The organism is Flavipsychrobacter sp., from assembly GCA_041392855.1.
In the GTDB taxonomy this organism is placed as follows: Bacteria; Bacteroidota; Bacteroidia; order Chitinophagales; family Chitinophagaceae; genus UBA5543.
Genome location: JAWKLD010000001.1, coordinates 373,841 through 386,700, shown reverse-complemented (window position 1 = coordinate 386,700; position 12,860 = coordinate 373,841). Strand labels below are relative to the sequence as shown.

10 protein-coding genes are annotated in these 12,860 nt (G+C 38.4%); 7 read left to right on the top strand and 3 right to left on the bottom strand.

Going from position 1 to position 12,860, the window contains the following annotated elements; genetic code table 11:
• Positions 1-76: 76 nt before the first annotated feature.
• The gene (locus R2800_01890) at positions 77-958 is read left to right on the top strand and encodes an OmpA family protein (GenBank protein ID MEZ5015777.1); all 882 of its coding nucleotides are present in this window, start codon (positions 77-79) and stop codon (positions 956-958) included.
• 12 nt (positions 959-970) lie between these two features.
• Entirely contained in the window at positions 971-2,218 is a 1,248-nt protein-coding gene (locus tag R2800_01885) for a PKD domain-containing protein (protein MEZ5015776.1), read from the top strand.
• A gap of 21 nt (positions 2,219-2,239) precedes the next feature.
• Here R2800_01885 and R2800_01880 read toward each other — a convergent pair whose 3' ends face one another.
• The 3 genes from R2800_01880 to R2800_01870 form a co-directional block, all read right to left on the bottom strand.
• Positions 2,240-3,235: a Smr/MutS family protein gene (locus R2800_01880; GenBank protein ID MEZ5015775.1), complete on the bottom strand. Its 996-nt coding sequence runs from the start codon at positions 3,233-3,235 to the stop codon at positions 2,240-2,242.
• Positions 3,235-3,819, bottom strand: a complete 585-nt coding sequence (gene rdgB, locus R2800_01875; protein MEZ5015774.1) for an RdgB/HAM1 family non-canonical purine NTP pyrophosphatase — start codon at positions 3,817-3,819, stop codon at positions 3,235-3,237. Before rdgB ends, R2800_01880 begins: the two co-directional genes overlap by 1 nt.
• A gap of 79 nt (positions 3,820-3,898) precedes the next feature.
• Positions 3,899-4,810: a 3-hydroxybutyryl-CoA dehydrogenase gene (locus R2800_01870; GenBank protein MEZ5015773.1), complete on the bottom strand. Its 912-nt coding sequence runs from the start codon at positions 4,808-4,810 to the stop codon at positions 3,899-3,901.
• A gap of 209 nt (positions 4,811-5,019) precedes the next feature.
• On the opposite strand from R2800_01870, the gene R2800_01865 reads away from it, so the two are divergent.
• The 5 genes from R2800_01865 to lpxD all read left to right on the top strand — a co-directional run bounded on the left by R2800_01865 (position 5,020) and on the right by lpxD (position 12,854).
• A complete protein-coding gene (locus R2800_01865; protein MEZ5015772.1) occupies positions 5,020-5,478 on the top strand; it encodes a hypothetical protein in 459 nt (152 codons plus the stop codon).
• A 53-nt stretch (positions 5,479-5,531) separates the two neighbouring features.
• Positions 5,532-8,150: a transglutaminase domain-containing protein gene (locus R2800_01860; protein ID MEZ5015771.1), complete on the top strand. Its 2,619-nt coding sequence runs from the start codon at positions 5,532-5,534 to the stop codon at positions 8,148-8,150.
• Between the two features lie 74 nt (positions 8,151-8,224).
• Positions 8,225-10,465, top strand: coding sequence for a transglycosylase domain-containing protein (locus R2800_01855; protein ID MEZ5015770.1), 2,241 nt, complete (start codon positions 8,225-8,227; stop codon positions 10,463-10,465).
• A 26-nt stretch (positions 10,466-10,491) separates the two neighbouring features.
• Positions 10,492-11,712, top strand: coding sequence for an HD domain-containing protein (locus R2800_01850; GenBank protein MEZ5015769.1), 1,221 nt, complete (start codon positions 10,492-10,494; stop codon positions 11,710-11,712).
• Between the two features lie 80 nt (positions 11,713-11,792).
• The gene (gene lpxD, locus R2800_01845; protein MEZ5015768.1) at positions 11,793-12,854 is read left to right on the top strand and encodes a UDP-3-O-(3-hydroxymyristoyl)glucosamine N-acyltransferase; all 1,062 of its coding nucleotides are present in this window, start codon (positions 11,793-11,795) and stop codon (positions 12,852-12,854) included.
• Positions 12,855-12,860 lie beyond the last annotated feature (6 nt).

The window sequence follows — 12,860 nt, the reverse complement described above, 5'->3', positions numbered from 1 at the left end:
TTAAATCCACACATGTTAGTAATTTTCCTATATTGAATGTTTTTATTTTGTATTTTATAGTAATAACAAGCACTTTATGAGTAGACGCACTTTTTTACCACTTCTTCCAGCTCTATTCACCCTCCTCTTCATACACTCCTACTCCATAAATGCTCAAGATACTATCAGGCTGTACTACCATTTAGATGACCCTAAACTCAACACAGTTAGCACCCATCAGTTAGATTCACTGGTATATCACCGGATAATAGAAGACGGAAAAAAAATAATCATAGTTGGATATGCTGATTACTTAGGCAGCAGCAGTTACAATGCTCTTTTATCTAAAAAAAGAGCAAATAGTGTAAAACAACATCTGCTGAACATTGGTCTGAATACTAAAAACATAGTACTCTGCGAAGGGAAAGGAGAAATACCCAGAGACAATGAAGTACCTGAAGGTTTTGCACCTGACAGAAGAGTAGACGTTGTTTTAAATAGTGAAAAAGCCCAACCTATTGTAGTAAAAAAAGCGTCTATTAAACCTGTTGACATAAAACCATCTACCGAAAACACTATCAAAGACCAGCTTAAGGATGTAGCCGTAGGAGAAACCTTTGTATTGAAGAACATCTACTTTTACGCAGGAAGACATACGGTAAGGGAATCTTCTTTAGAAGAATTAGGCTTACTCTATGAAGCTTTGGAAGCCAACCCTAATATACATGTACAAATAGAAGGACATGTATGCTGTATAAGACCTACAGCACCTGATGCACTTGATGAAGGCACATTTGAATTAGCACTATCAGTAAATAGAGCTAAGGCTATATATCATTACTTAATAGCGGAAGGCATAGAAAAAGAACGTTTGAAGTATGTTGGTTTTGGGAAAAGAAGACCTGCTGTGGCTGAAGAAAAAACACCTGAGGATGCGAATAAAAACAGACGGGTCGAAATAAGAGTTTTAAAGAAATAAACATAATATACAATGAGATCATTTTTGCCCTTGATTATAGCAATTGTCCTATTTTCTAATATTGCTACTGCTACTAAAAGAGAAGTCCTATTCATAGGTAATAGCTATACTGCTGGCATGACACAAGTGCTGCAACAATTGGCACAAAACTTAGGAGACACTTTAGTTGTAACAGAAATAGCACCGGGAGGGTTTACCTTTCAAGGGCATAGCACCGACCCTACTACGCTAAATGCTATTAAACAAGCCAAATGGGACGTAGTTGTATTACAAGAGCAAAGCCAAAGACCCTCTTTTTCTCCCACACAAGTTGCCAGCGATGTTTACCCATATGCCAAAACACTGGAAGGACTTATAAAGCAAAACCATGCCTGCACTGAAACCATGTTTTACATGACATGGGGTAGAAAGAATGGGGATGCCGCCAACTGTCAATTCTACCCGCCAATATGCACCTATGCTGGCATGCAACAACGTTTGCGTGAAAGCTATATGGAAATGGCGAAAGACAACAATGCCGTTGTAGCACCTGTTGGCGCTACGTGGAAGGTACTAAGAGATAGTGCTTCTAGCATTGATTTATACCAGCCAGACGAATCTCACCCAAGCACAGCAGGCACTTACCTTACAGCCTGTGTATTTTATGCTTCTATATTTCATAAAACACCAATCGGCAGTACTTATTATGGAGGACTTAATGCAACTGATGCTCAAAAAATACAATACTATACACAAAAGGTTACGCTAGACAGCTTAAGCCAGTGGCAACAATATGGAGATTATACTCGTGCCAACTTCACTCACACAGTTGGCGTAAACAATACTGTTACCTTTCAAAACACTTCCCTTAAAGCAACAAATAACACATGGGCATTTGGAGATGGCAACACTAGCACACAAGTAAGCCCTACACATATGTATGCAACCAAAGCCAAGTTTTCTGTTACACTTACTGCGTCCAACAGTTGTTTCAGCGAACGTAAAACAGACACCGTCGACTTGGGTACGGTAGGCATAAATACAATAGCCAATAACAATGATGCTTTTCAATTCATCAACCTTAGGTCAGGACTGATACAAATAAAAACTTCAAATCAAATTGGCAGTCTACTATCTATTTTTACAATTGATGGCAGAAAAGTAATGGAAAGAACGATAGACCAAAAAGAGCAAGCGATACAACTAGAGCCAAGCATATATCTCTACAGAATATCACAAAATGGACAACTATTGCAACAAGGAAAGGTATCTAGCTTATAAATTTTACGACAGAAGTAAGGTTTAATACTTAAACTTTACTTCTGTTGCTCCAAAGCCGTATTTACTATGCCACTCATTGGCATAGCTAAATATTTCAGGTATACCAGCTAATACTTTATGCACTTCTTCTCTTAGCCGCCCTTTACCTATTCCGTGTATAACCACCATATATTCTTGATGATTATTGATCGCCAACCTAAGATATCTTTCTAGCTCAGTTATTTGTACATCAATTATTTCTGAGTTGGTAAGACTTGTATAACCAGGCAATAACTGTTCTATATGTAGATCCAACTCGTATTTTGGTTCTTCTTTTGCAAGCACCTTAGTGGTTATCTGAGCTTTTACTTGTTTCCTTTCTTGCAACTGAAACCTTTCTTTACTAAAAGCCTTAAAATCTTCGAAAAGCAGGTAACTGAACGAAGGCTTATTATTAGCCAAAGCGTCTTGTATATGTAGGAATAGTTTTTGAGGTTTTATTTTCAATACACCTTCTTCAGGCTGCATGTCGGGTTCTTCTAGGTTATCTACCTGCCATACAAAACGAGGACTATCATTCATATCATCAAAAGGAATAGCATGCAAATACACATGCCCGAAGGCTTGTAACTTACCTTCGTGTTTAAATTCTGTTGCTCCTGCAAAATTCAAGGAATATTGATATTGTATTTCATAGGGAAGTTCATTGAGCAGGTGCACTTTCAAACTATCAACAACATCTTCCATCTCTTCGATCTTAAACTCAGGGAAGAAAGATAAATATACCCCTCTTGCTAGTCGTGGTCTTTTTTGCTGCTGTTTTTCTACAGGCAATTGTTCTAGAGAAGCTCCTTTAGTCGTTTTCTTTTTCTTATCTGTAAACCACTTTAGGTATGGATGATCAATATCATCCAGATAGACAGGAAAAGTTGTTTTCCCAACTTTCACTTCAGCCATATCTTTGCCTATAAAAGACAGGATATACCCCTCCTCTTCTGTTTCTTTTACCAGTATTTTATCACCTATAGAAAACTTCATTATCCTTCTATTTGTGTCTTCAAGAATGCCACCATCTTATTCACCGCCCCACCTCTGTGGCTAATGCTATTCTTCACTTCGGGAGGCAACACACCAAAGCTTTTATCATAACCGTTGGGTACAAACAACGGGTCGTAACCAAACCCACCATCGCCCATAGGCTCTTCTAAAACTCTGCCATGGCAATACCCTTCAAAATAATGAGTCTCCCCATTCCATATCAAACAAATAACTGCTTTATAATAAGCACTCCTATCTTCAACACCTTTCAGTGCTTCTATCAGCTTTCTATTATTAGCCTCATTACTTCTTGGCTCTCCTCCATACATAGCACTATGCACACCGGGAGCACCATTTAATGCATTCACACAGATGCCACTATCATCGGCGAAAACAGATTTTCCGCAGTAGTCGCTTATCGTCTTAGCTTTAGTATATGCATTTTCGTTAAACGTATCAAAGGGCTCTTCTATCTCATCTGTAAAACCAATATCTGCCAAAGACAACAGCTTTATTCCATTTACCATTTCCTTTATCTCTTTTATCTTCCCTTTATTGTTAGAGGCTATTACCAATTCTTGCATACTATATTTATTTCAATCACGAATATACAACACAAAAAAGCCACCTTTTCAGGTGGCTTTTCTTTTTATAAAAGTAGTGTTACCACCCTTTATGTTTAAACTGATCGCTCACCACCAACTCTTTGCTACCTGGTGTATAAGTATAAAAACCTTCTCCCGCTTTTACACCTAGCTTACCAGCCTCTACCATATTTACCAACAAAGTAGATGGTGCATATTTAGGATTACCGTAACCATCATGCAATACATTCAATATGCTAAGACAAGTATCCAAACCAATAAAATCAGCTAGTTGTAACGGCCCCATAGGGTGCGCCATACCCAACTTCATAACAGTATCTATCTCTTCTACACCAGCAACACCTTCCTGCAAACTAAGAATAGCCTCATTGATCATTGGCATTAAAATACGATTGGCTATAAACCCGGGATAGTCGTTTACCACACATGGTACCTTACCTATGAATTTAGATAGCTCATACACAGTATTGGTCACTTCTTTATCAGTAGCATAGCCATTAATGATCTCTACCAACTTCATAACTGGCACAGGATTCATAAAGTGCATGCCGATCACCTTTTCAGGACGGCTGGTCTTAGCCGCTATTTTGGTGATAGAAATAGATGAAGTGTTTGTAGCCAATATTGCACTAGCAGGACTATGCTTATCCAGGTCTTCAAATATCTTCAACTTAAGATTTACATTTTCCGTAGCAGCTTCAACAACAAGATCAGCAGCTTTAACAGCCTCTGCCATATCAGTAAAAGTAGCAATACGACCTAGTGCAGCTGTTTTATCTTCTTCCGACAATTTACCTTTTGCTACTTGGCGATCCATATTCTTACCAATAGTAACCATTGCCTTATCAAGTGCAGCCTGGTTGATATCCATCATATGGACATTAAATCCACTCTGTGCAAAAACATGGCAAATACCATTTCCCATCTGCCCTGAACCTATAACGGTAACTACTTTTATCTTATCTAACATTTTAAAAAATTTAAACTTAAAGCCTTTATAAGCCTGAATAGTCGGCAAATTTAATCAAGATGCTGCTAATAATCCAATCTTTATACTTGTAACTATCTGCTACGACCAAACGATATAACATATAGAAATAAGCACTTTATATTTTCTTTAACTTAGCTGCAGACAACCAGCATGCTTTTTGTTGCATTTATAATACTAAACGGGCTACTATGAAAAAAATACTACTTGGTTTATTAGCATTGATCGCACTAACGATTGCAAGCTGTCAAAAAACTGCCATACCTGATAATATTCACAATAGAATTGTTGGTCAGTACAGGTTTGAAAAAGTAACCATCTATGATGGTTTTGTAACATTTACCAATATTACCGACCGATATGCACATATGATACTACAGCTTAACGACAAGAATGAAGCTGCGATCATAGATTCTGAAAATGGCATCACTTATACGGGAGAATGGCATGCAACACAGGTAAACAATACCTATACCGATGATGACGGCTATACGACCAACACTACCTACTTCCTTAATATTTATGTATCTGCGGGTAGAGGGCAAGTCATGCACTTCGACGGGCAAAATGCAACAATAAACCCGCACAGACTAAAGTTCAACGTACAAAGAGCTGACGGGCGTTATAAATACAAGCTTAAAAAGCTATAATTCTTTTAACAGTATTGCAGCTTTTTTTGCCCTAATTTAGGGTTCAAGTATTTATGAGCATACAACGTGCAACGCCTGTAAACGAACTACTGGCCAAACTCATATTCCTGATATTACCTACAGCTTTTGTAGGCTATTTCCTGCTTCAATATGCAAATGAGTACTACTCCGTTTTGCAAAACGAGGCAGTCATGCAGTCTGTATACTTTGCAGCAGGTATGGGTATAAGTGCCTTGGTCTATTCTTTTCGTTTTCGCTTTTCCATCACCTTTGCCATATTGGCCATAGTCTTTTACAGTATTTACAAAGGACTAGACACGATGGCCATTGGTGAGTTCGATGCCTTTTTTATATCCGTACAGTTTAGGGTATTTACCATTCTATTTCTGGCAGGCTGGTTTGTTGGGTATGGTTTTACAAGATTGCGATACTGGTCTATAATAGTAGCGGCAACAATACTAACAAGTTGCATACTACTAATTGCAAAAGCTCAGGTAGATACTGTAGAGAAGCTCCTCTACTCTTTTGCTCCTGCAGTTTTATATGCGGTATACATCATATTCACAGCTGAGCAGATTTATAACTACAAAGACAAATCACAGCGTTTTTGGTGGTTCCTCATTCGCAGGCTTAGCTTTTTTAGCTTACTGGCATTATTGGTATTTGGCAGTGTCACCTATTTGATGAAAGGAGAAATAGAAGAAACCGTTGCTCAATTTGGAGGACAGGGAGAGGAAGGCGAAAATAGTATGCTCCAAAAAAATGAGGATGGCAGCTTTGACCTTAAAGACTATTCTAAGCTAAGGAGCAGTTTGGGAAGAAGTAACGAGCTTCTTTTCTGTGCACATATCGACAACTTCTTCGAAGGTACAGATATACCTAACCCACTTTACCTCACAGCATTTTATTATACAAAGTTCGATACACTTACTGAAACATTTGAAAGAGACACCTTCTTACCCAATAACGACCTCTTTGAACCTGACCCTTCTAAATTACCTATGTTCTTCACAGAGGTAGATTCTTCTGTGATAAAGAACAGCTTGAAAGACAAATTCAGAGAAGTAGTAGAAGTGGAAATATATAACAAGTCGCTTTCCCCTAATACTTATTTAGCACCACATACAGGCTTCTTTGTACAACCTATAACTATAGAAAAAGACTTTAGAGACCAATTCAAATCAGCATATAGAACTAAAAGTTATAGCTCTGCGCTTAATAGTGCTTATTTTATCTACAATTCGGAGAACGAGCAACTAAAAGCATTTCAAGAAGAGCGATTCAGCGTTTTAAGAAAGGCTAAAGGCTACAAAGGTTTAGACAGCTCTTTTATGGCATACTATACCTATATGCCTAGCGATGAGAAGTTTCAGAATATCGCTAACCTGGCAAAAAATGTTACCCAAAGCGCTAAAACACCTGTAGACCAAGTGCTGGCTATACGCGACTACTTCTTAGCCAAAGATGAAGAAGGCAACCAAACCTTCACCTATACCGACAATCCTGGTATACCGGACATACCTAGCGCTTCTAAACTGCAGTACTTTTTATTCGAGAACAAACAAGGCTATTGTGCTTACTATGCAGGGGCCACCTTATTTATGTTGCGCTCATTAGGCATACCTTCCCGTATTGCTGTAGGTTTCTTAACACAAGACCGTAGCGATAAGAACAAGGGATGGTACTGGTATTATGCTGACCAAGCACATGCTTGGGTACAAGTATACTTCCCAGGGTATGGCTGGCTAGACTTTGACACTACAGTAGGTAACAGTGAGGCAGAAGAAAGCCCTCAACCCGACGGCACACCGCCAATGCAGCCACCAAGAGCATGGTTGGCAACAGAAGGTGTTGTTGAAGCTATTGACACCATCAAAAAAACAATTGACCTAAAAGTTCGTCATCTGATATTTAAAGACGAGGAATATGATGTAGACTCAAATACGCTCTTACAGCTAGACATGAAGATAGCTGCAGTATATAGAGACAGTATCGCTGTACCACTAAATAATATCGTAAAAGGCGATGCAGGAACTGCAGTATCTTATGCTGAGGCAATAAAAAAGGTAAATAAAAGGCCAAATGAAACGGGTAGCCAACTATTAAACAGGTTGCCATCTCCTACGCCTATTGATGAGATATACCTGAAAAGAGAAGATGCTCAACCAGAAGAGGCCAAAACCGAGATCTCTACTCCTGAAAAGCACCTATCAATAGTTTCCATACTACTTACTATAGCAGGAATAGTATTAGGGGTATTCGTTATTATCCTCTTGCTGCCTTATCTGGTATATCAATATTTTAAAATGAGGTACAAAAAAGCCCAAGCTTACGATAAAAAAGCCTACTGGGCCTACCAGACAGTTTCTTATTATTTACACATTGCAGGGATAACCAGAGGAGAAAAAACACCGATGCAATATGCTCAGCAAGTAGTAGACCCTGCATTTGGCACTTCATTTACAAGTTTTATGAATGTGTACTTGAAACAGAAGTATGCTAAACAAGAGTTATCTGATAAAGAACAAGTATTAATTAAAGAATTTGTACTTCCATTCATTAAACAAGTACGTCATAAAACTAAAGCAGGTAAAAGACTAAAAGGATTCTTAAACCCATTCAAAATGACTTCTTATTTCTATAATACTGTGGAAAAAGAGGCAAACCATTAAAATAGCTTTAACTATAATAAGCAGGTACACCTTATTAATTTTTTTAGCTTTGTTATGTCAAAACATTTTATCCAGTGGCACTTATATCTGATAGAGCAAGAAAAATAATAATACGTATATTATGGATCGGTTCCATAATATCGATTGTTTCCTTTTTTCTTATCATCCTTTTGATCAATTCGGGCGCATTAGGCTATATGCCTTCTATGCGTGAACTAGAGAACCCTAGCAGTGCCCTGGCATCTGATATCTATGCTGTAGATGGCTCTCTTATTGGCAGATACTATGTACAAGATCGCTCTACCTCTGAATATAAAGACATTTCTCAGAACGTATACAACGCACTAATTGCTACCGAGGACTCCCGTTTTTATGACCACTCCGGTGTAGACGGCAAAGCCGTACTAAGAGCAGTAATACTATTGGGTAAAGCAGGTGGAGGTAGCACTATTACCCAACAGCTGGCTAAGAACCTTTTTGGCAGGCAAAAGAAATCCGTCTTTTCTATGCCTATCATCAAACTGAAGGAATGGGTAATGGCGATAAAGCTGGAACACAATCTTACAAAGGATGAAATTATAACCCTGTACCTCAACACAGTACCGTTTGGAGGAAATGTATATGGTATTAGAAACGCATCTCTTACCTTCTTTAACAAGCCACCTAATGAGCTATCTGTAGACGAGGCTGCTGTGCTTGTAGGTATGCTAAAAGCGAATACTGCTTTTAACCCTAAGCGCAATCCTAAGCGTTCGCTCAAAAGAAGAAATGTTGTAATTAACCAAATGGCGAAGTATGGTTACTTAACGCAAGCCGAAGCTAAAAAGTATAAGGAGAAACCACTAGTACTTAACTATAAAAAGATCAGCTACCACGATGGTATCGCCCCTTATTTCAGACAAGTAGTTGAGGCGGAAGTAAAAAATATCTGCAAGGAACTTAAAAAGCCCGATGGTACTAACTATAACATCTATAAGGATGGCTTAAAAATATATACTTCTCTAGACGTTAATATGCAGCAACATGCAGAAGCTGCAGTAGAGAAGCACATGAAAGAACTACAGGGGCTTTTTACCAGCCAACGTAATTATAACAACGGTAAAGTATGGGATAAATACCAGCAGTATTTACTCGATGCCATAAAAAGCTCTAGTCGATACAGAGCACTAAAAGAGGAAGGCTTAACTCATGAAAAAATAATGATAGAGTTGAAGAAGCCGATACAAATGGAGGTCTTCTCTTGGAATGCACAACACGAAGTAGATACAACAATGAGTCCTATTGACTCTATCAAGTATACCAAGATGATCTTACAAGCTGGCTTCATGGCTATGGATCCTTATACTGGAGAAGTAAAAGCTTGGGTAGGCGGTATAGACCATACCTATTTTCAATACGATCACGTAAACATAAATACCAAACGACAAGTTGGTTCTACGATAAAACCTCTACTCTATTGCCTTGCAGTTGATAATGGATTTTCGCCTTGTGGTATGTTGTCTACACTACCACAAAGCTTTGCTACCAAAAAAGATTATGATGCGGGTGGCTCTAAAGAAGGAGCTTTACCTATGAAGGTAGCCTTGGCAAAATCAGTGAACAATGCTGCGCTATATCTCATTAAGCAGGTAGGTGTTAATTCTTTTGCCGACTTTGTGGCGCTATGTGGTATCGAAAGTAAAGTAGAACGTGTGCCTTCAATAGCACTAGGTGTGCCCGATATTTCTTTATATGAAATGCTGCGTGCTTATACTATGTTCCCTACTGGTGGTACTAACGTGAAACCTATATACATCACTAAAATAGAAGACAAGAACGGTGCTGTATTAAAAAGCTTCGTACCAGTGCAGAAAGAAATAATCAATGAAAACACAGCCTTCAAAATGGTAAAGATGATGCAAGGCGTAGTTGAATTTGGTACCGCGAAAAGGATGCGTTATAAATATGACGTAAAGGGAGACATTGCAGGTAAAACAGGAACTACAAATAACCAAGCTGATGGTTGGTTTATAGGTTATACTCCTCAACTGCTTGCAGGTGCTTGGGTAGGTTGTGATGATAGATACCTACGTTTTAACTCAGAGAAATACGGCCAAGGAGCAGCAGCAGCATTACCTATATGGGCTTACTTTATGAAGAGCCTACAAGAAGATCCTAAGTCGGGTATCAACAAAGAGGCCACATTTGTAATGCCCGAAAACTTCAACGATTGTGAAGTAATGGTAGACCCTGACGTGTTTGCTGAAGAGCTTATAGAAACTACTACAGGAAATAAACAGGAAGAAGAAGAAAAGATGCCAGCCTTAGATTGGTAACAAAACAAACTTGACGAGTAAAGAACATGAGTGTAAAAGGGAAAATAATCAACGACCCCGTGTATGGGTTTATCAGGTTTCCGGAACAAATAATTCTTCAATTAATAGACCATCCTTGGTTTCAGCGTTTAAGACGCATCAAGCAAATGGGTACAGCTCATTTGGTATATCCTGGTGCAGTGCATACACGTTTCCAACACTCTTTAGGTGCCTGCCATTTAATGGGTAGTGCACTTGACGAGCTAAAAATAAAAGGTGTTGAAATAACAGAGGAAGAGAAAATTGCAGCGAAAGTAGCCATACTCATGCACGATATAGGGCATGGGCCATATTCTCATGCGTTAGAGCATACACTTGTAGATGGTATTACTCATGAGCATATCTCAGCCATGATCATGCAGCAACTGAATGAGCAATTTGACGGTGCTCTTTCAAGTGCAATGGACGTGTTCAGTCACCAATACCCTAAAAAGTACCTACATCAACTGGTATCCAGCCAGCTAGATGTGGACAGGATGGATTATTTGAATAGAGATAGTTTTTATACAGGTGTCTCAGAGGGGGTTATTGGTTACGATAGAATACTACAAATGCTTACCGTTAAGGACAATGAACTAATGGTAGAAGAAAAAGGCGTGCATTCCGTTGAGAAATTCGTGATCGCACGTAGATTAATGTACTGGCAGGTCTATTTACACAAAACGGTACTAAGCTCCGAAATACTGTTGATCAATATACTACGCAGGGCAAAATTTTTGGCACAAAACGGAACAAAGCTTTTTGCTACACCTGCACTACTCCACTTCTTATATAATAAGATCAATGCTAATGAGTTCAGGTCTAATACGGAACATATAACAACCTTTTGCCAATTAGACGATTCTGATATACTCAGCGCTATAAAAGTATGGCAAAACTGCGAGGACAACGTACTTTCCGAATTATGCAAGATGCTGATAAACAGACGATTATTCAAAGTCAGCTTAAGTTCCCAATCACTAGATGATAACTATGAAGCTAAAAGAGAAGAACTACGAAAAAAACTACCTTTTAACGAGGAAGAGTTAGACTACTTTATTTGCAAGGGACAGACGTCTAATAATACCTATAATACCAAGGACGAACGAATAGCTATAGCCTTTAAAACAGGAGAAACTAAGGACATTTCTCAAATTGACAACCCAATAGTAAATCAGGCACTTGCAATGCCCGTTCATAAGAACTACATTTGCTATGTTCAACCCTAATTTTAATAAAAATCAAATGCAATAAAACTATATTATGATAATAGATTATTGTAATTTGTGGGTTATTTCAATATCAAAGCATGCAGTTTACCGCTCAACAAGTAGCTACAATAATTAATGGCACAATAGAAGGCGACCCGGAAGCGAAAGTGAGTCGTGTGGCTAAGATTGAAGAAGCCGATAATGGTTCTCTTAGCTTTGTTGCAAATCCTAAATATGAGGAGTATTTATACTCTTCAAAGGCTTCCATTATTATCATTAATAATGATCTAAAGATCACTAAGCCTATAACTCCAACACTTATTAGGGTAAAAGATGCTTACAGCGGTTTTGCGCTATTATTGGAGAAATACAACGAAATCATATCACAAATGGGTAAAAAAGGGATAGAATCTCCCTCTTTTATCTCAGAAACTGCCAAAATAGGTAAAGATTGCTATGTAGGCGCATTTGCCTACATAGGTAGTAATGTAACTATTGGCGATAATGTACAGATATACCCTGGTAGTTATGTTGGCGACAATGTAACAATTGGCAATAATGTCACTATATTTTCAGGAGTTAAGATCTATGACCATTCTGTACTTGGCAATCATGTAGTGATACATTCAGGCACAGTAATAGGAGGTGATGGCTTTGGCTTTGCGCCACAAAAAGATGGTACATATAAGAAAGTACCTCAAATAGGCAATGTGGTTATAGAAGACAATGTTGAGATAGGTGCTAATACTACTATCGACAGAGCAACGATGGGGTCTACAATAATTAGATCTGGTGTAAAACTAGACAACCTCATACAAATTGCCCATAATGTAGAGATAGGCAACAATTCGGTTATTGCCGCGCAATCAGGAGTATCTGGTAGTACCAGAATAGGTAAAAATTGTATCATAGGAGGCCAAGTAGGTATTGTTGGCCATATACAAATAGCTGATGGTACCAGAATAAACGCACAGAGCGGGTTATCTAAATCTGTAACCCAGAAAAACAGTGCGCTAACAGGTTCTCCAGCATTTGATTATAAAAGTTCACTAAAAAGTCAGGCAATTTTCAGAAATTTGCCTGAGATGCAACAACGTCTTCATGACTTGGAAGCAACTATTGCAGAGTTGAAGACATTATTGAAGCAGCAAAACATCTGATGACAA